Origin of the sequence: Maribacter sp. MMG018 (assembly GCF_018100785.1) — a bacterium.
Taxonomy (GTDB): domain Bacteria; phylum Bacteroidota; class Bacteroidia; order Flavobacteriales; family Flavobacteriaceae; genus Maribacter.
Window position 1 is genome coordinate 614,279 of the sequence record NZ_JAGJEC010000001.1, and the last position, 22,146, is coordinate 636,424.

At 40.4% G+C, this 22,146-nt stretch carries 14 protein-coding genes and 1 tRNA gene; 8 read left to right on the forward strand and 7 right to left on the reverse strand.

The window, feature by feature from the left end:
• The 3 genes from J8L85_RS02760 to mce all read right to left on the reverse strand — a co-directional run bounded on the left by J8L85_RS02760 (window position 1) and on the right by mce (window position 6,436).
• Window positions 1-4,893 carry a type ISP restriction/modification enzyme gene (locus J8L85_RS02760; protein ID WP_211014314.1) on the reverse strand — a complete coding sequence of 1,631 codons (4,893 nt, stop codon included), beginning with the start codon at window positions 4,891-4,893 and terminating at the stop codon, window positions 1-3.
• Between the two features lie 1,006 nt (window positions 4,894-5,899).
• A tRNA-Ile gene (locus J8L85_RS02765) sits at window positions 5,900-5,973 on the reverse strand.
• Between the two features lie 58 nt (window positions 5,974-6,031).
• The gene (gene mce, locus J8L85_RS02770) at window positions 6,032-6,436 is read right to left on the reverse strand and encodes a methylmalonyl-CoA epimerase (RefSeq protein ID WP_211014316.1); all 405 of its coding nucleotides are present in this window, start codon (window positions 6,434-6,436) and stop codon (window positions 6,032-6,034) included.
• An 89-nt stretch (window positions 6,437-6,525) separates the two neighbouring features.
• On the opposite strand from mce, the gene rbfA reads away from it, so the two are divergent.
• From rbfA to J8L85_RS02785, 3 genes are all read left to right on the forward strand, one after another.
• Window positions 6,526-6,918 (forward strand): 30S ribosome-binding factor RbfA, encoded by a 393-nt coding sequence (gene rbfA / locus J8L85_RS02775; RefSeq protein ID WP_047247993.1) that lies wholly within the window; start codon window positions 6,526-6,528, stop codon window positions 6,916-6,918.
• A gap of 3 nt (window positions 6,919-6,921) precedes the next feature.
• Window positions 6,922-8,127: an FtsX-like permease family protein gene (locus J8L85_RS02780; RefSeq protein WP_211014318.1), complete on the forward strand. Its 1,206-nt coding sequence runs from the start codon at window positions 6,922-6,924 to the stop codon at window positions 8,125-8,127.
• Between the two features lie 171 nt (window positions 8,128-8,298).
• Entirely contained in the window at window positions 8,299-9,396 is a 1,098-nt protein-coding gene (locus J8L85_RS02785) for a hypothetical protein (protein WP_211014320.1), read from the forward strand.
• Between the two features lie 32 nt (window positions 9,397-9,428).
• On the opposite strand, the gene dusB is transcribed toward J8L85_RS02785, so the two are convergent.
• Together dusB and J8L85_RS02795 are read right to left on the reverse strand one after the other, a co-directional pair.
• Window positions 9,429-10,427: a tRNA dihydrouridine synthase DusB gene (gene dusB, locus J8L85_RS02790; protein WP_211014322.1), complete on the reverse strand. Its 999-nt coding sequence runs from the start codon at window positions 10,425-10,427 to the stop codon at window positions 9,429-9,431.
• 39 nt (window positions 10,428-10,466) lie between these two features.
• Complete coding sequence (locus J8L85_RS02795; protein ID WP_211014324.1) at window positions 10,467-11,693, reverse strand: M28 family peptidase; 1,227 nt, start codon at window positions 11,691-11,693, stop codon at window positions 10,467-10,469.
• Between the two features lie 33 nt (window positions 11,694-11,726).
• Between J8L85_RS02795 and J8L85_RS02800 the strand changes: the two genes are divergently transcribed.
• Genes J8L85_RS02800 through J8L85_RS02815 form a run of 4 tightly spaced genes read left to right on the forward strand, consistent with a single transcriptional unit; the run spans window position 11,727 to window position 15,204 of the window.
• The gene (locus J8L85_RS02800; protein ID WP_211014326.1) at window positions 11,727-12,836 is read left to right on the forward strand and encodes a PD40 domain-containing protein; all 1,110 of its coding nucleotides are present in this window, start codon (window positions 11,727-11,729) and stop codon (window positions 12,834-12,836) included.
• Window positions 12,837-12,864: 28 nt separating this feature from the next.
• Window positions 12,865-13,626 (forward strand): prolipoprotein diacylglyceryl transferase family protein, encoded by a 762-nt coding sequence (locus J8L85_RS02805; protein WP_211014329.1) that lies wholly within the window; start codon window positions 12,865-12,867, stop codon window positions 13,624-13,626.
• Complete coding sequence (locus tag J8L85_RS02810) at window positions 13,598-14,992, forward strand: radical SAM protein (protein ID WP_211014331.1); 1,395 nt, start codon at window positions 13,598-13,600, stop codon at window positions 14,990-14,992. The genes J8L85_RS02805 and J8L85_RS02810 overlap by 29 nt, the downstream gene beginning before the upstream one ends.
• Window positions 14,989-15,204, forward strand: a complete 216-nt coding sequence (locus J8L85_RS02815) for a hypothetical protein (RefSeq protein WP_211014333.1) — start codon at window positions 14,989-14,991, stop codon at window positions 15,202-15,204. Before J8L85_RS02810 ends, J8L85_RS02815 begins: the two co-directional genes overlap by 4 nt.
• A 2-nt stretch (window positions 15,205-15,206) precedes the next feature.
• Here J8L85_RS02815 and J8L85_RS02820 read toward each other — a convergent pair whose 3' ends face one another.
• A complete protein-coding gene (locus J8L85_RS02820) occupies window positions 15,207-17,612 on the reverse strand; it encodes a TonB-dependent receptor (RefSeq protein WP_211014335.1) in 2,406 nt (801 codons plus the stop codon).
• 92 nt (window positions 17,613-17,704) lie between these two features.
• The gene (locus tag J8L85_RS02825) at window positions 17,705-20,113 is read right to left on the reverse strand and encodes an outer membrane beta-barrel family protein (RefSeq protein WP_348771718.1); all 2,409 of its coding nucleotides are present in this window, start codon (window positions 20,111-20,113) and stop codon (window positions 17,705-17,707) included.
• A gap of 210 nt (window positions 20,114-20,323) precedes the next feature.
• Between J8L85_RS02825 and lepA the strand changes: the two genes are divergently transcribed.
• A complete protein-coding gene (gene lepA / locus J8L85_RS02830) occupies window positions 20,324-22,120 on the forward strand; it encodes a translation elongation factor 4 (protein WP_211014337.1) in 1,797 nt (598 codons plus the stop codon).
• The last annotated feature ends 26 nt before the right edge of the window (window positions 22,121-22,146 follow it).

A 22,146-nucleotide genomic window follows, 5' to 3' on the forward strand; every position in this document is an offset into this window, starting at 1 on the left:
TTAGTCAAACTCCAATTTAGGCAAGCTATTTACAATATCTACGGTTTGAACACTTAAATTAATGATGCTCAATAAAAGGTCGAAAATGTAACTGGGATTTTCGTGTTCTTTGCCCCAATCGTTGGGATCGTTGGTAATACCTGATTTCTTATCGGTTTTTACTTGGTAGCGTTCCATAATCCACTCAATGGCTGATTTGCCATTAACCACATACTCATAGGCTTTTTCTGGGATATTTTTTATGGTAATACGACCGTTGTACAAAATGGTATCCTTTTGGTCTTTTTTAGGGAAACGCATTTTACTCACTCTATAAAATTCGTAGGCATCAGCATCAAGTAAGGCTTGTTGCCCTTCTATCTGAACATCTGGATATGGCTCAACACTCTCATAGTTAATATGTAAATCTGCCAAGGCACGACCTGCTTTGCTAAATTTCCAGAAGTCTCTTGGCTCATCTACTAATGGCAAACGTGGCAACATTTTTTTAAGGTCGTTGGCAAAGGTTTTCCTGTAGTCTGGGCTGTGTAGAATACCATAGACATAATAGAAAATATCTTCTTTGGTAACTGATTTTCCGTACTGTTTTTGAGTGCAACCCAAAATAAAATCACTGACCCCATCATGCCTTATGTTCTCACTTTCCCCAACCTGGTCAAATAACCCAGGAGATTGCTTAACTTTTTCTTCGTAATAAAATAAAGGGAAGCACTGTGTTCCTGAATCAAGAATATTTAAATCAGGAATTACATTAACAAGAAGAGTACTAAATGACTTTTTACCTCCTAGTCCAGAAATACAAATAATTTTATTAGTAGAGTCATTTTCTGGAAAAAACGAATCCATTCTTGAAACATAATTATTCAGTTCACGACTGAAATACAAATATTGTTTAACAAATGGCCTATAACTACTAATTCGAATATTATTCGCTGTAAATTCCTTTCTGATGTTATTTTTAATATCATTTACAAATGCCCTTGACCAACTAATTTTTAAATCATTGAAATTTAAAATATCCTTTGGATCAATATCCTTAAATGCATATTTTGATTGATAAACTTCCAACTGGTCATTATAAAAATTAACAGTTGTGGTTATGTTGGTTTCAAGCTTAAATTTATCATAATTATAAACCCAAACATCTCTTGCAGTTTCTAGGCCTCGGCAATGCAATCCGGACTTGAAAAAATTATTTTTTAATTTTTTATCTCCAATTGACAAATATTCTTCAAAAGAATCGTTTCGCTGATTAATCCATTCCCCATGTTCATTAGGTGATAAAATTTCCCATTCGATTTTAGAATTAATAACTGTCTTTAATTTTCCAATCTTTTCTAACTTTTCTTTTTGGGTTAAATAATCGCCAATGTCAAGATATCTAATTGTAGCTTTAACATTTTTAGAATTAGGTTTTTTTACTAAAATTGAAATGGAAATTGGGGTTCTAGTACCTTGTCCAAAGACATTGTCCTTTTCTTTTCTTCTCAATTCTCCGGATGTTCTGGCATTTCCTCTCAAATTAAAGACATAAATGGAATCAAACTCTTCCTGAATGGTCTTTCTAAATCCATCTTGCGAATTCCCATCTAACCAAGCGCCATTTGTTACAAAACCAATAATTCCGCCATCATCGGCTAATCTATCGGTACTCCAACGAAATGCTTTAATGTAAGAATCATATAATGCATTCATGTTTGTTGCATTTGATTTGCTAGCATACGTTTGATTTATTCTAGCATCCAGTTTTTCATATTTAAGATTCTGTGCATCATCATTTGCTGACTTTTGACCTATGGAATAGGGTGGGTTTGCAACAATGACTCGAATTGGTCCTTTTTTCTGCATTTCCAATCGCTCCGAGTTTTGTGGGAACATTTCAGAGAAAATCACAGAATCCTTGGTTTCGCCCAATTGGAAGGTGTCGGTTAAACAAATACCATCAAAAGGCACATAATCACCTTCATTGCCCATGACATCGTGGTAGGCATTTTCAATGTTGACATCTGCAATATAATAGGCCAATAATACAATTTCATTACAATGTATTTCACGTTCGTATTTACGAGGTAAGTCTTCTTTTTTAATAAGCCCAGACTGGATTAAACGTGTAATAAAGGTTCCTGTTCCTGTAAATGGGTCTAATACATGTACATCTTCATCAGAAATACTTTGTCCAAATTCTTGCTGTAACACATCGTTCACCGAATGCAGAATAAAATCGACCACCTCAACAGGTGTGTAGACAATACCCAATTGCTCCACCATTTTAGGAAAAGCAGTTTTAAAGAACTTATCATATAATTCAATAATGATGCGTTGCTTACCTTCAGCATTATCGATGCCTTCAGCCCGCATTCGTACCGATTCATAGAATTTATTCAACACTTTAGTGTCCTTATCCAGTGCACCTTCCTCCAGCAACTCCATCATATGTTCCATTGCTTTTGAAACCGCATTGTTATCAACAAAAGAATAGCCCTCAAACAACGCTTCGAACACCGGTTTGGTGATCATATGCTGGGCCAACATCTCTACCGCCTCCTTTTCTGAGATGCTGGAATTGATATTGGACTGTAAGCCCTTCAAGAACATGTCGAAAGCCTTTCGATGTTCTGTTTTTTCCTCTATTAAATATGTAATACGCTCAACCAAACGTGTGGCGATTTCACCAATGTTTTGAGCCCATTGTTCCCAATATCGTCTATCTCCCACTTTTTTGACCAAACGGGCATAGAGTACATTTTGTAAGGCCTCAAATTGAAGCGTAAATTGTTGATTGAGTTTATCGTTTTTATAGCCTCCTTCATTTTCATTGACCCAATTACCATCCTCGTCAAAGGAATAATCAGGCCTACCAATAAGAATTTGATCCGGGCGTTTTTTATTGAGGTCAATTTTATTGATAATGGAGTTGAATCTATCATCGTGCGCTCGTAAGGCGTTTAAAACCGTCCAAACTACAGCATAGCGTTTATTGTCATCTAAGGCTCTTTCAGGTTCTACATCTGAAGGCACTAAAACAGGTATAATGATATATCCATATTTTTTACCTTCGGAACGTCGCATCACACGCCCTACGGATTGTACCACATCAACTTCCGAATTACGGGCAGACAAGAACATTACGGCATCCAAGGAAGGAACATCCACACCTTCACTTAAACAACGTACATTGGTCAAGATTCTGGTATCGTCACTATCTTCTTTAAGCCATGATAGCAACTCTTCACGCTCCGTGGCGGACATGGTACCATCGATGTGCTTGGCTTCCGTACTGATACGTACTTTTTGTTCTTCCTTTGGAAGTGACTCGATATATTCGTTGGAAACCGTATTAAAGTAATTGGCAATGGTGGTGGAGGCAGTGGCATCTGAATAGGCCGTTGGGTTAATACGGGAACAGAAGGCCACTGCACGTTTCATAGGTCCGGGGTCTACTTCGCGTAGTTTACCATCGTCCCCCATCATTTGTTTTGCCATGGCGTTGATACAACCGATCAGTTTAGAAGCATCATCGCTATTGATTTCCTGTTCTTCATCAGAAATCATTTTTTGAACCGAAGGCGGTACATCCTTATCGCTCAAGGTGAGAATAAGTACTTTATAGTCAGTTAAAAGGTTTCTTTCTACAGCCTCACCAAAACCAATGCGGTAGATTTCTTCGCCGTAAACATCCTCATCATCCATAGACCATAGATCAACGTCCTTTTGAGCTGCCTTGTCTTTTGCTTTAGGGTCGTACATTCGCGGTGTCGCGGTCATATACAAACGCTTCTTTCCTTGAATAAAGTTATTGTCATGTACCTTGGTAAATGCCGACTCTTCTTCGTTACTTAATTTTGCGCCTGTCGTTCGATGCGCCTCATCGCATATGATTAGGTCAAATATTGATTCGTCCCCAATATTTTTTTGTAAGCCTTTTTGTGCTCTGGCAATAACCTCAATGGATTGATAAGTGGAAAAAACAACCGTCATTCCTCCATTATGATGTTCACTATAATACCTGAACTGTCTCATGATATTGTCAACATCAGTTGAAGCCGGCAGTGCCAAGTCTACGGTACTATAAAAATCGGCATCTTCACCTTTCTTTTTCTTTTTGGTAATGTCAGGTTGCGAACAAATACAAATAGCATTAATTGGGTTTATTGCTTGTGCAGTCCATTCGTTTAACGTTTGCCCAATTAATGCAATGGAGGGCACTAAAAACAGAATTAAGCCTTTACCATTGGTTTCATTTTCGGCAATACGAAGTGCGGTAAAAGTTTTACCTGTGCCACAGGCCATGATAAGTTTACCTCTATCCTGCTCCTTGAAATATTCATGGGTGTTTTCTAAAGCCGTTTTTTGATGGGGTCTTACATCAAATTTTTCGACTAGGGCATTTTTGCCTGAAATACCGTCGTCCAATTTATCCCATTGTACGGGAGCTTCTTCCAGATGAAACAAGCCAATTCTGGAAACCGGTATATTTTGGTTAAGAATTACCTGCTCCGCATTTGAACTCCAACGCTTACCAGTGGTATCTATCCAGAGGCGGTGTGAAAAGTGTACTTTTTTTAGGTTTTCATCTTTGAATTGTCTGCTGGAAGTGGAAAGAAAACTATCAACGGCTTTTTTATCTATTGTTGTCCCTTCGGCGTAACATTTACATTGTATGGCCCAATATTGGTTATCATGGGTTAAAGCAACAATATCAATTCCTGTATCGCCACCACCTAGGTCATTTCTTCCAGGAAATTCATACCATAGCCATACTTTTTTGAATTTGCTACTGTACTTAGGGTCCGTTTGTAGATAGGCGGCCATTAGCCGTTCAAAACGGTCGCCTTTGTCCCTTTCCGAAAATGAATACTTACGGTACTTTTCGAGTATCTCTTTAAAAGACATTTTTATTTATTGATTAGCAGTTTGTTTAAGGTTCCAAACGTTGTAGGGGGAACATCGAATATAAAATGTTAAAATAAAAATAATAGCATCCCATTGCAATGAAAATGATACAATATTTTTCATTTCATTCCTAATAGATTCACTCAACCAAAAAAAATTTTTACAATTTGAACAAAACCAATTGAAAAACGAAGCTTCAAAAACCATTTGATGGGGTACGGGGGTGTTTTATTAAAAATGCAGAACAATTTTCCATTCCGTGAGGGTCCTCGTTCAACGGCCCTTAAACGGCTTATTCTGGCTTCAGACCGAGTTCAATAATCGCAATAAATCAATATTTTTATTATGAAGAAAAATATTTACATTTCTTCTTATTCCAAAAAATTATTTTTTCTTTATGTGTTTTTTTTAGGTTTTTTGGTATCAAAAATTGGCTAAGTAATTGTGTGTTTATCCTCTTTGACTCTCAAGCGCACTTGAAGCATGTTTTTTTAGTATCCCCGCGTTGTTTTTTTATTCCATCTGAAATTCAAACCAATCTATCATTGAAACAAATTGTTTTACTAAAACGCACCCTGACAAGCACCCTTTTAAAACAAAAAAAAGCAACCTAAACGATTGGATTAAATTTTTATAGAGGTAGTCCCACATGGGTTAGCTCGCAGTGCTCTTAGAACATTAGTGCCCGCTCCTGCAAATAGAAAACCATGCTACGCTAGCACGAATCGTTCTTTTTCATTTCGGGGTAGAAGCCCGGGCAAACCCGGCTTACTGCCAAGAAACAAAAAAGCCTCTCGATTTCTCGAAAGGCTTTATTTTAGTTGTGGTCCCACATGGGTTAGCTCGCAGTGCTCGTGGACCAGTAGTGCCCGCTCCTGCAAATAGAAAACCACGCTACGCCAAGGCGAATCGTTCTTTTTTATTTCGGGGTAGAAGCCCGGGCAAACCCGGCTTACTGCCAAGAAATGAAAAACCCACACCATAGGCGTGGGTTTTCTGCTTGATGTGGTCCCACATGGGCTCGAACCATGGACCCCCTGATTATGAGTCAGGTGCTCTAACCAGCTGAGCTATAGGACCCGCAATTTGCGGATGCAATATTACCACTTATTTTTATTTGGCACAAGCAAAAACGTACCTACTTCTTTATTTCTTGACATAGCTCTACCAAAACCCCGTTCGTAGTCTTGGGGTGTACAAAAGCGACCCATTTATTGTCGGCCCCTTTTTTTGGGGTCTCGTTCAAGATATGAAAGCCTTCTTTTTTTAGTCTGGCGATTTCAGAAACAATATCATCTACCTCAAAAGCGATATGGTGTACGCCCTCTCCCTTTTTCTCTAAAAACTTGGCAATGGGCCCGGTGTTGTCCAAAGCTTCCAATAATTCTATTTTATTGGGTCCGTTCTGAAAGAAAGAGGTCTTCACCCCCTCCGATGCCACTTCTTCTTCCTTATAGGGCCCACTACCCAATAATTTGTGGAACAGCTCATTGGATTCTTCCAAATTTTTGACGGCAATACCAATATGTTCTATCTTTTTCACCTTCGTAATTTTTTGTGCGTATCCGAGAAAGAATCGGATGCTTTTCTTTATTTTACTAAAATACATACTATTCTATGTATTTTTGTCCTATGGAAACGCAAAGACAACGTAAAATAGCCGGAGTAATACAAAAAGACATTGTGGATATTCTACAAAAGGCAGCCATTGAAGGCGGTCTTAGAAGCACCTTGATATCGGTATCGAAGGTATCGGTAACCACCGACCTGTCTATAGCAAAGGTGTACGTTAGCATTTTTCCTAACGAGCAGGCCGCAGAACTTTTAGAGGGCATAAAATCTAACCAGCCCCTTATTAAGCACGAACTGGCCCAACGTACCAGAAACCAATTGCGAAGGGTGCCAGAACTACTCTTTTACCTGGACGACTCTTTAGAGTACATCGAAAAAATAGAAAAGTCGTTAAAAAGAGAGGAGAACCCGATCGAGAACCGAGATTTATTGCCTAAAAGAAAAAAATCCTGATTCTTGAACTTTCCATTATATATCGCTAAAAGATATGTGCGCTCTAAGAGTTCGCAGAATGCGGTAAACATTATAAATTTCATTACCTTTTTGGTAATCGTAATTGGATCGGCCGCACTGTTTATTGTATTGTCCGGTTTCGCCGGACTTAAAACGTTTAGCCTTTCCTTTACAAATTCATTTGACCCCGAACTAAAGGCCCTGCCCGTTACCGGTAAGTTTTTTACCATAACCCCAGAGCAGGAAACCCAACTTAAAAGCATTAAAGGCCTTGCTTCCTATTCAAAAGAAATAGAGGAAAAGGTATATCTGGAACATCGGGGCAAAAACCATATTGCCTATATCAAGGGAATCGACTCCAATTACACCAAGGTGATCAATACCGATAGTATCTTGTACATCGGCGACTGGACCATTAATGAACAACAAGTGGTTTCGGGCATCGGTATCGCCAATATTCTGGGGGTTACGATCAATCAATTTATTAGTCCGATGCAGGTTTATGCCTTTAAGCCCGGAGAAGGGTCTATCTCGCAGCAGGGGGTAAGTTCGCTTTACAACCAACTACCCGTTGTAATAGGCGGTGTATATGCCGTAGAGGCCGACCTCGACAACAAGTATGTGTTTGCAGACCTTTCGTTGACACAGGCCCTACTGGAAAAAGGTCCGGATCAAATTTCGGGCATTAATTTTAAGGTAGACAGCACCGCCGATATGGCCCAACTGCGATCCGACATACAATCGGTGCTGGGCGACAACATCGTTTTAAAGAACAGGCAAGAGCTGAACAGTACACTCTATAAAATGCTGAATACCGAGAACATGGCGACCTACCTTATTTTTACCCTAGTGCTCATTATTGCCCTGTTCAATGTTGTTGGAGCCATTATAATGATGATTTTAGACAAGCAACAAAACTCTAAAACACTGTACAGTATGGGTACTACCATTAAAGAACTTCGCCATATCTATTTTGTACAAGGGCTTTTGGTTACCGGTTTTGGGGGTGTTATAGGTGTGTTGTTGGGCTCTCTACTTATTTGGACGCAGCTAATGTTCGGGTGGTTAAAAATTACTCCGTCGTTACCCTATCCCGTAGAATATAAACTGATCAACGTACTTATTGTTTTGGCTACCATTTTGGTGCTGGGCGTTATTGCCTCTAAAATTGCCAGTAGTAGAATCAATAAGAAACTGGTGGTCAATTAAGCAGTATCGCACTTCTTTTTAAATAGTGTTTTTCATCTAGACAAAAAACCCTTACTATCTAGTTTTTAGACTACTACAATTGTTATTTGTCAAAAAAATTATAACTTATTCGCAAATAGGAATTCTTATTTTTTTGAACAAAGTCGAAAACTGTTTAGTCCCCTTATTACAATGAAATATTATATTCTTCTTTTTGCCTTCTTCTCTTTTATACAATCACAGGCACAATCTTTAAAAACAAAAGGAATTACGGTTACCATGCCAAATTACGCCAACCAAGTGGCCCCAAAAGATGTGGAAACATATTGGGCAGAATTGGTACTTGGCACCGGTGAGGTTATGAACTTTAGCAATGATGAATTTAAAAAAGAGCTGCAGCTAGAAGGTTTTAGAAAAATTATCGGTGATGAGGCACCGGATATATTTGTGGCGGTAAGCGGTATTTCTGTTGATGTACTCGATGTTAAGGGTACCATTGCCCCTGCCGATGACAAGACCTATACTATAGATATTTTACCCAAAGAAAGGGCAAGTGTAAAGCTGCTCTTTTATTATAACGAAGAACTGACCCAGTTCTGGGAGATCCCTATTTTACCAAAAGCGGATATACGCGGCACAAAAATACCCACTACCATAAGTTTTCCCGTTAAGGAAAAAGAAAAGTACCTGGACTTAGAAGGGGATCCCGTGGAGCCGGACATAAGTGCGTATACCATCAAAAAATATCTGGACATAAAACTGGGGGAAAATTTTCTAAAAAAGGTTACCGGTACGATCAAGGATATATACGACAACCATATGGCCAAAGAATACCAAAGTTTCTATTATATAAAAGACAAGAAGAACAAAGCCCTTACCAACGAGACCGAAGAACAACTAAATAGTTTGGTCTCTTTATGCGATGCTAGTTTTAGCTCCATTAAAGACCTAAGGGCAAATAAACAGCAAATAAACGCTCACCTTGATTATTGGAAAGGTCTACTGTCCGATTATGATGGGGAAGACAAAAAAATAAAAAAGATAAAATGGGGCATCTTAATGAACCTGTATCACCTATCTATAATGACCGAAGATTTCAACAATGCCCAAAACTATTTGAAAAAGGCTTTGGAGTTGTCTGTAAAGTCAGGAGCAACAAAAGGGGCAAAAAACAATTTGTTACAACAATATGGGGGCTATTTAGAGAATTATAGGGAAGGTACCGGTGAACGAAAATTCTCCAATGGCTATGTAAAACATCTTTCGGCCCAAATATTGAAGGCATTGTAAAGAGAATAATCCCTTTTTTTTAGAATGAAGGGCTACTGGGAAACGAACTCGTAGTCGCCAAATTTGTCCAACACCTCATCAAAGGCGGCAAACACATCGGCGGCATCGTCGCTGGTGACCATTTTCATACGGTATTCCTTAAAATTGGGGATTCCCTTAAAGTAATTGGTGTAGTGCCTACGGGTCTCAAAAACCCCTAGTTTTTCCCCTTTCCAATCAATGGACATTTGTAAATGCCTTCTTGCGGCCTCTACACGGGCTTTCATATTGGGCGGTGCCATGTGCTCCCCCGTTTTAAAATAGTGCTTTACCTCGTTAAAGAACCAAGGGTAGCCGATACTGGCCCGGCCGATCATAGCCCCGTCCAACCCGTACTCGTCCCTCATTTTCATAGCGGCCTCGGGGGTGTCTACATCCCCGTTGCCAAATACAGGAATGTGCATACGCGGATTGTTCTTTACCTCGGCTATTGGCCTCCAGTCCGCATTGCCCTTGTACATCTGCGCTCGGGTACGGCCGTGAATGGCGATGGCCTTGCACCCCACATCTTGCAAACGCTCGGCGACCTCAACGATCTTGATCGAGCTTTCGTCCCAACCCAAACGGGTCTTTACGGTAATGGGCAGCTTGGTACGTTCTACCATTGCCTTGGTCAAAGAGACCATGAGCTCCACATCCTTTAAAATACCGGCGCCAGCGCCTTTGCTCACTACTTTTTTCACAGGGCACCCAAAATTGATGTCTATGATGTCGGGGTTCGATTTCTCTACAATTTCCACCGATTGCAGCATAGAATCGAGATTGGCGCCAAATATCTGAATGCCTACCGGGCGTTCCTTTTCATAAATATCCAACTTCATGACGCTCTTTGCGGCATCCCGTATCAACCCTTCCGAAGAAATAAACTCGGTATACACCACATCGGCACCGTTCTCTTTGCACAGGGCACGAAAAGGTGGATCGCTTACATCTTCCATCGGTGCAAGCAATAAAGGAAAATCAGGTAATTCTATGTCGCCTATCTTGGGCATATAATTGTTTTGATTTTAAGGGTGCAAAAATACGCTTATTTAGAACGTAATTTTCGTGGTTATCTTTTCTCCGTTTCGGTCTACCGTTACTTCCGTTTCGTTTCCTTCCTCAAAAACCGAAAGTGCCCGCATATAGCTCATCATATCAACCACGGTACTGTCGCCCAATTTAACCACGACATCGCCCTTTTGTAGGCCTGCTGCGGCTGCGGGTTTTCCTTTGGTGACCCCATCGATGCGCATGCCCTTTCCGTCGAACAGGTAATCGGGCATTACACCAAGGGCAACCTTGAACCTAGGGGTGTCCTCGCTTTCGTTCTTGGTCTCCCGAAAAGAAAGTTTGGCAGCATCGTCCAGGTCTGTGATAACATCCAAAATATAATCACTGATCATTTCCATGCCCTTGTAGTTCAGTTTGTCGGAATCGTCGGAAGGTTTGTGATAGTCCTCATGTTGGCCCGTAAAAAAATGCAATACGGGAATATCCTGCAAATAAAAAGAGGTGTGGTCGCTAGGGCCTACACCCGATTCGCTCAAGACCAGCTTAAAACCAGGATTGTTGGCATTGAGCACTTGGTTCCAAATTGGCGCGGTACCTGTACCACTGATCGATAAGGTCTTATCTTCCCTAAGCCTGCCCACCATATCCATATTGATCATGTAGTTCGCCTTTTTTAAATCGATGGTCGGGTTTTTTGAAAAATAATTACTTCCTAAAAGTCCCATTTCCTCACCTGAAAAAGCGATGAACAAATAATTGCTTCCCGTAACGCTATCCTTTAGTTTTTTTGCCAGGTCCAAGAGTACGGCCACCCCACTTGCATTGTCATCGGCCCCGTTATGGATCGCCTCGCCATCGGCATATAAAGAACCTTCACCGCCCATGCCCAAATGATCGTAATGGGCTCCTATGATCACTGTTTTATCGGCCTTATTGTCTACATACCCGATCACATTGGTTCCGGTAATGGTGCTATCACCGGCCACGAACTGCACTTCGGAATGCGGGTCTTTCTTGGGTTTAAAGCTAAACGTCTGAAAATAAGTACCCTTGTTTCCTTTTGGTGCCAGTCCGATCTGCTTCATACGCCCTTGCAAATAATCTGCCGCCTGTATTTCATATGGGGTACCTGTTTCACGCCCCATTAAGCTATCCTTTGCTAAAAAGACAACATCGTCTTGCATACTTACGGCTACCTCTTTTTCCTGTTTACAGGATAACAGCACCGCAAAAAAGATGTATAAAAATATTTGATTGCGTAACATAGCTTGTATTTTTGACAAAAATACACATACTACATGAGACTTTTATTTATTTTAGGAAGCCTATGTTTATTGGGAAGCTGCAAGTCGGAGCCCAAGAATACCGCACCCCAAAAAGAAGAATCAACCTCTATTATGGCCGGTGCCGATACCTTGATCTACCCCGAGGAAAAACATTTTAAGAGCATCCGTCAGATTACCTTTGGGGGAGACAATGCCGAAGCGTATTGGAGCTGGGACGATAAACAGTTGGTCTTTCAATCGAACAACGAGGCTTGGGGCCTAAACTGCGACCAGATGTTCTTGATGAATGTGGATGAAAGCTTCAACGACAGTATTATGCCCCCTATGATAAGTACCGGTCTTGGCCGTACTACCTGTGCCTATTTTTTACCCGATAACAAACATTTTGTGTATGGCTCTACCCACTTGTCGGACAAGGAGTGCCCCGAGGTACCCCTTCGTAAAAACGGAAACTATGTATGGCCCGTTTACGATACCTTCGATATTTTTGTTTCGGACCTCGAAGGAAATATTACGGCCCAATTGACCGATGAGCCGGGTTACGATGCCGAGGCTACAGTTTCGCCCAAAGGCGATAAAATCGTCTTTACCTCCGACAGAAGTGGCGACCTAGAGCTGTATACCATGAATCTGGACGGTTCGGACGTGAAACAGATCACCGATGAGCTGGGTTATGACGGCGGTGCTTTCTTTTCTCCCGACGGAACCCAACTGATCTTTAGGGCATCTCGCCCAAAAACGCCCGAAGCGATAAAAAAATATAAGGACCTATTGGCGGAAGGCCTGGTAGAACCTACCGAAATGGAGCTTTTTATATGCGATGCGGACGGAAGCAACCTGAGGCAACTGACCTTCTTGGGCAACGCCAATTGGAGTCCGTTCTTTCATCCTTCCGGAAAAAAAATATTGTTCTCCAGTAATTTTGAGGCCGAGAAAGGTTTTCCCTTTAACCTCTACCTCATCGATATCGATGGTAAAAACCTGGAACGTGTTACCCATGGTAAAACCTTTGATGCCTTTCCCGTATTTTCAAACGACGGTAAATACTTGGCGTTTTCGAGCAATCGTAACAATGGGGGCACAAGGGACACCAATTTGTTCATTGCCGAATGGCAAGAATAGCTTACCCTTCTTAAAAGCAGTATAAAGGATGGATATTCCTTATGAACCGGTATTGTTCGGCACCAAGGTGAATGTACACCTAGTGCTAGAATACCTAGCCTTTTTCATCGCTTTTAGGTATTATGTTTTTCTGCGGAAAAAAAGCAACGATCCCATATCGTCGAACAATCGGTTGTCCATTATTATCGGGGCCATTTTTGGGGCCTTGCTGTTTTCACGCTTGGTCGCCTTTTTCGAAAACCCCGTATTGCACTGGCAACAAGGCTGGTTGGCCATCTTGAACAACAAGACCATTATGGGCGGTTTGTTCGGTGGTCTCCTGGGAGTGGAACTCGCCAAAAAGATAATAGGCGAAAAACAGTCGTCTGGCGATCTGTTTACCCTACCCATTATTTTAGGAATCATAATCGGGCGTATCGGTTGTTTTTTGTCGGGCGTAAAAGAATTTACCTACGGAAAATCCACTACTTTCTTTATGGGGATGGATCTGGGGGACGGTGTTGCAAGACACCCCATTGCCCTATATGAGGTTGTTTTTATGGTTTTCTTGTTCATCGCCATTAAGTATGGCCAAAATAAATTCGTACCTCGTGAAAGAGGGGCTTATTTCAAGTTTTTTATGGTCAGCTACTTTACTTTTAGATTCTTTATAGAGTTCCTAAAACCCAATACGTTTTTCATCGCAGGACTCAGTAGCATTCAGATATTATGTTTAATTTGTCTTCTTTACTATTTTAAATTCATCCGTCAAGGACTGTCCTATGCCCGAAAAAAATTACGTGTATTATGATTTTACACTAAGCCTTTGCCCTGAGTGTTTAAGAAGGGTGGATGCCAAGATTATTTTTGAAAATGAAAAGGTATATATGCTAAAACGTTGCCCTGAGCACGGAGCCTCAAAAGTGCTTATTGCCGACGATATCGAATATTACAAGAATATCCGAAACTACAACAAAGCATCGGAGTACCCGAAAACCTTTAATACGAAAACACATTACGGTTGCCCCTACGATTGTGGCCTATGCCCCGATCACGAACAGCATTCGTGCCTAACCGTGGTGGAGTTAACGGACCGTTGCAACCTTACCTGCCCGACTTGCTATGCCGGGTCATCGCCCACCTATGGCAGGCACCGTACATTGGCGGAGGTAAAATCGATGTTGGATGCCATCGTAAAGAACGAAGGCGAACCCGATGTTGTACAGCTTAGCGGTGGCGAGCCCACCCTACACCCCGAGTTCTTTGAAATTCTTGACTACTGTAAAACTTTGCCCATTCGCCATTTGATGGTGAACACCAACGGTATAAAAATTGCGAAGGACTATGGGTTTGCCGAGAAACTGGCCACCTATATGCCCGATTTTGAGATTTACCTGCAGTTCGATTCTTTGAACAACGAAGTTTTACAAACCCTACGTGGGGCAGATTTGGCCGATATCCGTTTAAAGGCCCTGGAACACCTAAATAGGCTGAACCTTTCCACAACCTTGGTGGTTACGCTTCAAAAAGGCCTTAACGACCATGAAATGGGCGAGACCATAAATTTTGCCCTTCGTCAAAAATGTGTGCGGGGAGTTACCTTTCAGCCCACACAAATTGCAGGGCGTTTAGAGAATTTTGATGTCGATGAAAATAGAATTACCCTCACCGAGGTACGTAGAAAAATACTGGAGCAGTCCCCTATTTTTGAACCCGACGACCTAATACCGGTACCCTGTAACCCCGATGCCCTGGTCATGGCCTATGCCTTAAAGATAGATGGAGAAGTAAGCCCTTTGACCCGATATATAAATCCGGACGATCTATTGAACGAAGGAAAAAATACGATCATCTACGAGCAAGACGAGCAACTGCACGGAAAAATGATCGCCCTTTTTAGCACTGGCAATTCGGTAGAGAAAGCTTCGGAAAACCTACAGAGCATTATGTGCTGCCTACCGGAAATAGATGCCCCGGACCTGGGGTACGACAACCTTTTTCGGATCATCATAATGCAGTTCGTAGACGCCCACAATTTTGATGTGAGGGCGATCAAAAAGTCATGTGTCCATATCGTGAACAAAGACAATAAGATAATCCCTTTTGAAACGATGAACCTTTTTTATAGGGATGATAAAATAAACCGATTGAAAGAACTACAAAACGAAATACCATGATCCATTTACCCTTAGAAGTTGGAAGCCTAGACGGCCTGTTCTTCTTCCTTTTTTTAATCATGTTCGGCCCCGCGATTCTTTTTCTTATCATCGGGGTGATCTTGTTGTTAAAACATAAAAAGAAGGCCGGTAAGATATTCGTTATTCTTTCCGGGGTCTACTTGCTTATTAGCTTAGGTGTTTGCGGCACTATTATGATGAGTATGCCATAGCCCTATATTCTGCTATCCTCCTCTGTGCTCTTTCTCTTTTGGTTGTCACGAATTTTCGTGTTCCCGAACTTATACCTAAAACCAAAGACAAAAAGTCTTTTTTCGCTTCTAGAGAACGTGCTGTTGTTCTGGTTTAGATAGTTTCGGGTAGAAAAAATATTACCGTCATTGAAAATATCTTCCACGCCTAAAGAAATACTGGCCTTTTTGTTCCATATCGTCTTTCTAAAAGATAGCCCTAGCTCACTAGTAGACTCTCTTTCAGAGTTGCCATAAACAGTTGGTGCCAAATACCTAAATGTTATATCCGCAAAAAGCGATTTGTCCTTTAACAGGGTGAAATAATTATTGGCAACAAAATATGCGGTCATGATATTATTTTCCAACAAGTTTCCTGAATCCAAGTCTATAAAGCCGTTTTCTTTATAGAAATAACTCAATAAAACATAGGTGTCCCAGAAATTCGTCCATCTTTTGTTTATCCTAAAATCTATGCCATAGCTTTGGTTAGACTCTAAATTGGTGCTTACGAACCTTAGTAAATTACTGTCGTTATCTTGAACGACTTGCTCAAAAAAGTCGTCTTTTTTAGCCAAGTAAAACAGTTCTACCGTGTAAGATTTGTCATAGGTATACCCCAAAGAAATATAGTTTCTGGTCGTTGGTTTTAGGTAGGGGTTTCCTTCCACAACGGCATTGTTGCTCTGAAAATATTGAAACGGATTTAAATCGTCGTACCTAGGTCTTGTAATTCTACGGTAGTATTTAAGGTTTAAATCGTTCTTTTCACTTAATTCATGTTGTACCGATATGGATGGAAAAAATTCTAAATATGAATTTTTAATGGGAGCAAGGTTCGTTTCTAAATTACCTTTTGTTTCGGTATATTCTGACCTTAGGCCTACATTCAGTTGCCATTTTTTCCAATTGTTGTTTAAACTTACATAGGCCGCCATAATACTTTCATCATATGAAAACAGGCCTTCTTCCGTAGGGTCTATTCCCGGTTGGTTACGATCAAACCCTTCTTGTAACACCTTTGATTCTGAATTAATGCCGGCATAGCGCAATCCTGTTTCTAGTTTTGATGATTTTTTTATCGGCGTAGCATAGTCCAATTGAAAAGTATAAAGTGCCGTTTTTTGTCCGGAATTCGTGGTAAAATCATTGGCTCCGGTAACGGTTCCGTCCAAATCAAAAAAATCGGTATTTATTTCTTGTCCCCGGTCGTAATCATAATAGGTAAAATGGTTACTAAAGGAAATTTCCGCCCCTTCTCGTTTTAACTTATGTGTCCAATCTAAATAATAAGAGGTGTTATAGACTTCATAATCGGAATTGTTGTCGGTAGAAAAACTTGAATTCAAATCTCCGTTGGGATCAGAAATTAAAGTTTGTGAGGTTATATACCTATTGGCGGGTGTAGAAAACGTGTTTATCGTAGATATACTAAGGTTGTTTCTTGCGTTGATCCGATAATCAAAAAATGCATTTACATTATGGTGTTTGCCTTTAGAAACGGTGCTCTGTTCAGCGGTCCATATTTCATCAACAACATTGTTTTCAAAAAAATTGGTGATATCCGTATATCGGTTCAATCTTTTGTCGGCCCTAAAACTGTAGGTAATGGAAAAATCGGTCTTTTCTCCCTTAAAAAAATGGTCGGTGCCCAGCATATGTTTTGCAAACACCCCTTGGGTATATCGGTTATAGACAGATCCATTATAACCTGCGATCAGGTTTTTCTTCATTTTTATATCTAACAACATTCCGCCTTCGGCACTATATTTTGCCGGAGGGTTAAGAACCACTTCTACCGCCTCTACATTGCTTGCAGAGCTTCCCGATAGTAGGTTAATAATATCCTCTTGGGGAATGTTCACTTTTTTGCCGTTGATCATTACCCCAATATTGGTACTGCCCTTTATGCTTATCTTGTCGTTTACGATAATTACGCCCGGTGTTCTCTTTACAACGCTCCAAATATCGCTATCGGAAAGAGAGGTGTTCTCTATATTGAAAACCACACGGTCCGCCTTTTGTTCTATTGTAGGTTTTTTGTAGCTCACCACTACCTCGTCTAAAACCTCTTCGGTCTGTTCTATGATCAATCTGTCGACATCAATATCGGAGGTAACCGAAATTTTTTTTATTACAGAAAAGTTGTCCAAATAACTCGCGGACAACAAATAGGTTCCTTTTTCAACATTGTTCAACTCAAAAAAACCTTCTTCGTTCGTGGCCGTACCGGCCAGCAAAACGGTATCGGTAGATTGAAGCAAAACATTCGCAAAAATTAAAGGTTGATCATTAGAATCTAAAACTCTTCCCTTAACACTAAACTCTTGGGCCTTAGCAAAGGAAAACAACAATGTAAAAATTAAAAATAAACTAAAATTCCTGTTCATAAATTAATAGAAGGTAAAGGCCTAAAAATATAAAATATTCGGAAATTACTTACGAAAAAATGTAACTGATATAGTACAAAAAAGGAACGGGTCTATTCTGATTGCAAACGGTCTCTTTCTTCTTTCTCTATTTCTCGTTTGTTGTCGTCCAGCCTAAAGTTTCCAAAATTATAGGTAAACCCAATTCGGAAGTTTTGGGTTTCTTCTACTGACTTAAAGGCATTGTTCTGGTTTAAGTATTTAGAGGTATTCCATGGGTTGGCCCCGCCTAAAATATCATTTACCGACAAACTGATCTGAGCCCTTCTGTTCCATAAAGATTTTTGTAGACCAAGGGTAAGGTTTGTTGTTTCGTTCTGTTTATTGGAGCCTGCCAAAAAACCGGACAGGTACGTAAGCCCCAATTCTCCCTTAAACGTGCCGTCTTGCGACAGTGTTACGTAATTGGTGAGATCCAAGTAAAAACCGTTGACCTCATTTTTTGCAGATACTTCGTCGCTCTCCAAGGCCAAAAAGGTCTCGTCTTCATGAAAAATGGAAATATAGCTATAGAGATACCAATAATTGGTGATAGATTTTCCATAATTAAAATCGAAACCATACGACGTGCTGCCCAGTACATTCTGCGAGCTGTCTATTAGCACCAGGTTATCGTTGTCTTGAAAAGACAACGTAGAAATATAGTTGCCATTGTCCCGGTAGTAAAAGTCGAAGAAATATTCTTGGTTCAGGGTATAGTTAAGATTAAAGTTGTTACTGAAACTTGGCTGTAAATAAGGGTTTCCTTCATAAAAAATATTCTCGCTTATAAAGGTTTTAAAGGGGTTTAGGTCTTCATATCTGGGGCGCTTTACTTTTCTTGAATAATCAAAGGACAAACTGTGGTTTTCATTTATGGAATGAAGTAAATAAAAAGAGGGAAACAGTTCAAAATAGTCCAAATTGTTAACCTCGGAAAGTACCAAGGAGTTTCCCGAGCTTTGTGTCTGTTCTGCCCTAAGACCGGCCTTTACGCTCCATTTTTCCCAATCTTTGGAAAAACTCATATAGGCCGCATAAACATCTTCGTCGTACAGGTAATTGTCCGATAGATCAGAAACATATTCCCTTCCATTGTTCTGGGTATAAAAATTAAGCAGGCTTTTAGAATTTATAAGAGATGTTTTTATACCTGCCTCAATACCGACTTCTCCCAACTGGCCACTATAGTCTACCTGTGCCGTAATAATTTCAATGTCTTGCTCTTCATCCGTAAAAAAACCATAATCACGTATAAATGTGCCGTCGGGTCTAAAATAATCGGATCTGGCATCTTGTGTTCTCGACTGATCAAAATTGGTGTAATGCCCATTAATACTAATAGATCCGTTCTCTTTAAAATAATGTTTAAAGGTAAGATCCCCAGAAATGTTGTTTTTGGCCTCGTCCAACTTACTGGCCGTAGTAGAAGTAGAATCTAGCAAACCTTGCCCGTTTACCATAGTGGTGTACTGAAAATTATCATATTCCCTGTCCGGAGATATCTGTGCATTCGATGTTAGGTTTATTGTATTTCTATCATCAAACTCATAATCTACCACGATTCCCGCATTATGGGTCTTAAACCTATTGGTCTTATCAAAATCGGTATTCCATCTAGAAAAAATACCGTCATCGTTCATGAAATTGGTTTCATTTATAAGGTCTTTAAAGTCTTTTCTGGGGGCATATGAATAGCTAGCATTAAGGTTTAGCTTTTTTGTTTTATAAAAGTGCGAGGTGCCAAAATTAAATTTAGAAAAAACACCTTGTGTGTAATTGGTGCTAATGTTGCCTTTATACCCAAGAGAAATGTTTTTGCTGGTAACAATGTTCAACACCGCACCACCCTCTGCATCATACTTTGCCGGTGGATTGTTTATTACTTCTATGGACTTTATGTTTTCCCCTTGGTAATTTTCCAAAAGGCTTCTTATTTCTTCTGAAGAAAGCTGAACCTTACGGTCATTTATATAAACAACAGCTGGTTGGTTTCTTATCTGTAATTCGTCTTGCAAGGTTATTACACCTGGGGTCTGGCTTAAGATATCCCAAGAATTGCTTTGTGAAAGCACGGAGTTTTCTACATTGAACACCAAACGGTCTACCTTACGCTCTACCTTTGGCCTATTGCTGAAAACTACGACCTCATCCAGTTCTTCTACCTGTTGCGGAATAACCAAGGCCCCTATTTTGATATCTTTATCTATATCCAAAGGAAGGTCTTTAGAAACTTGCCCAATATAACTTGCCTTTAACAAGTAAAGCCCCGGTTGAATATTCTCGATAACAAATGCACCGTTCTCATCGGCCGAAGAACCGTTTACCATAGTACCGTCTTCGGAATCGAGTAGAAAAGCCGAAGCAAACGGAATAGGGGTTCCGGACTCGTCCTTAATAGTTCCGGAGAGCTGAAAAGACTGACACATCGCTTCTTGAAAAAATCCTATAGCGATGATGAAAAATAGGAGTAATGGCCTCACTTTTAATTTGGTTGAACATCAAATCTAACAAAATATTACCGTTTTTCTTTACAAATTTTGTAATCCGTTTTTTAGGGTGTTACATTCACACCATTTTTATTTCAACGATACCACATTCAATGTCCATTTAAATTAGATTATATTTGCAGTTGCTTTTAAAAACCCTTATTAATCCTGTTTTTATTAGCTTTATCCTTTTTGCCAATTGCTATGAAAAACATTCGTAATTTTTGCATTATTGCCCATATAGACCACGGTAAAAGTACCTTGGCGGACAGACTTTTGGATTTTACCGGTTCGGTGACCGAGAGAGAGAAAAAAGAGCAATTATTGGATAATATGGACCTGGAACGTGAGCGGGGCATTACCATTAAGAGCCATGCCATACAAATGGACTATATATACAAGGGCGAAAAATATATCTTGAACCTTATTGACACCCCTGGGCATGTAGATTTTTCCTATGAGGTCTCGCGATCCATTGCTGCCTGTGAAGGGGCCCTTTTGGTAGTGGATGCCGCACAGAGTATACAGGCACAGACTATTTCCAATTTATATTTGGCCCTAGAGAACGACCTAGAGATTATTCCTGTTTTGAACAAGGTAGATCTGCCAAGCGCCAACCCAGAGGAAGTAACCGACGATATTGTGGACCTGTTGGGTTGTAAGCCCGAAGAGGTGATCCCTGCCAGTGCCAAGACCGGTATTGGTATCGAAGAAATATTGAGTGCCATTATAGAACGCGTACCCGCCCCACAAGGTAATTCGGATGAGCCTTTGCAAGCATTGGTATTCGACTCTGTTTACAACCCCTTTCGTGGGGTAGAGACCTATTTTAGGGTCGTAAACGGAGCAATTAAAAAGAATCAAAAGATTAAGTTTGTCGCTACCGACAAGAGCTATTTTGCAGATGAAATAGGTACTTTAAAATTAACACAACACCCTAAACAGGTTATTAATACAGGTGATGTAGGGTATTTGATTACCGGTATCAAAGACGCAAGAGAGGTAAAAGTTGGTGATACCATTACCGATGCAGACAACCCAACAAAAAACCCGATAGCAGGTTTTGAAGATGTAAAACCTATGGTTTTCGCCGGTATCTATCCTGTGGATACCGAAGACTTTGAAGAACTGCGTTCTTCGATGGAAAAACTGCAATTGAACGATGCTTCTTTGGTCTTTACACCAGAAAGTAGTGCCGCCCTTGGTTTCGGTTTCCGTTGTGGCTTTCTTGGAATGTTGCACATGGAAATTATTCAAGAACGTCTAGAGCGCGAGTTTAATATGACCGTGATCACTACCGTTCCGAACGTTAGTTACCACGCCTATACTAGAAAAGACCCAAATACCCCATTAATAGTAAACAACCCCAGTGATCTTCCAGATCCTTCAACTATAGACAGGGTAGAGGAGCCTTATATAAAAGCGACCATCATTACCAAGTCTGACTTTGTAGGTAACGTTATGTCTCTTTGTATCGAAAAAAGGGGACAGATTACCAATCAGACCTATTTGACGACAGAGCGGGTAGAATTAAATTTTGATATGCCATTGGCAGAAATTGTTTTTGATTTCTACGACCGTCTAAAGACCGTATCAAAAGGGTACGCCTCTTTCGATTATGCCCCAATTGGTATGCGGGTATCAAAATTGGTTCGTGTAGATATTCTGCTGAACGGGCAAACCGTTGATGCCCTGTCTGCCCTGATACATTTTGACAGTGCCTCTACCATTGGTAAAAAGATGTGCGAAAAACTGAAAGAACTGATTCCAAGGCAACAGTTCGATATTCCGATACAGGCCGCCATTGGTTCTAAAATTATTTCTAGGGAAACCATAAAGGCCCTTCGTAAAGATGTGACCGCCAAGTGTTATGGTGGTGATATTTCTAGAAAAAGAAAATTGTTGGAAAAACAGAAGAAAGGTAAAAAACGTATGCGCCAAGTAGGTAACGTAGAAATACCGCAAGAGGCATTTATGGCCGTATTAAAACTAAACGATTAAAAAAAGTCCCTTACGTTCAATCCGTA

Excerpts from the sequence above, each read along its gene's own strand:
- J8L85_RS02810 (WP_211014331.1), top strand. The coding sequence starts at position 13,598 with ATGCCCGAAAAAAATTACGTGTATTATGATTTTACACTAAGCCTTTGC.
- dusB (WP_211014322.1), bottom strand. The coding sequence starts at position 10,427 with ATGCCCAAGATAGGCGACATAGAATTACCTGATTTTCCTTTATTGCTT.
- lepA (WP_211014337.1), top strand. The coding sequence starts at position 20,324 with ATGAAAAACATTCGTAATTTTTGCATTATTGCCCATATAGACCACGGT.
- J8L85_RS02785 (WP_211014320.1), top strand. The coding sequence starts at position 8,299 with ATGAAATATTATATTCTTCTTTTTGCCTTCTTCTCTTTTATACAATCA.
- J8L85_RS02820 (WP_211014335.1), bottom strand. The coding sequence starts at position 17,612 with ATGAACAGGAATTTTAGTTTATTTTTAATTTTTACATTGTTGTTTTCC.
- J8L85_RS02795 (WP_211014324.1), bottom strand. The coding sequence starts at position 11,693 with ATGTTACGCAATCAAATATTTTTATACATCTTTTTTGCGGTGCTGTTA.
- rbfA (WP_047247993.1), top strand. The coding sequence starts at position 6,526 with ATGGAAACGCAAAGACAACGTAAAATAGCCGGAGTAATACAAAAAGAC.
- J8L85_RS02815 (WP_211014333.1), top strand. The coding sequence starts at position 14,989 with ATGATCCATTTACCCTTAGAAGTTGGAAGCCTAGACGGCCTGTTCTTC.
- J8L85_RS02805 (WP_211014329.1), top strand. The coding sequence starts at position 12,865 with ATGGATATTCCTTATGAACCGGTATTGTTCGGCACCAAGGTGAATGTA.
- J8L85_RS02760 (WP_211014314.1), bottom strand. The coding sequence starts at position 4,893 with ATGTCTTTTAAAGAGATACTCGAAAAGTACCGTAAGTATTCATTTTCG.
- J8L85_RS02800 (WP_211014326.1), top strand. The coding sequence starts at position 11,727 with ATGAGACTTTTATTTATTTTAGGAAGCCTATGTTTATTGGGAAGCTGC.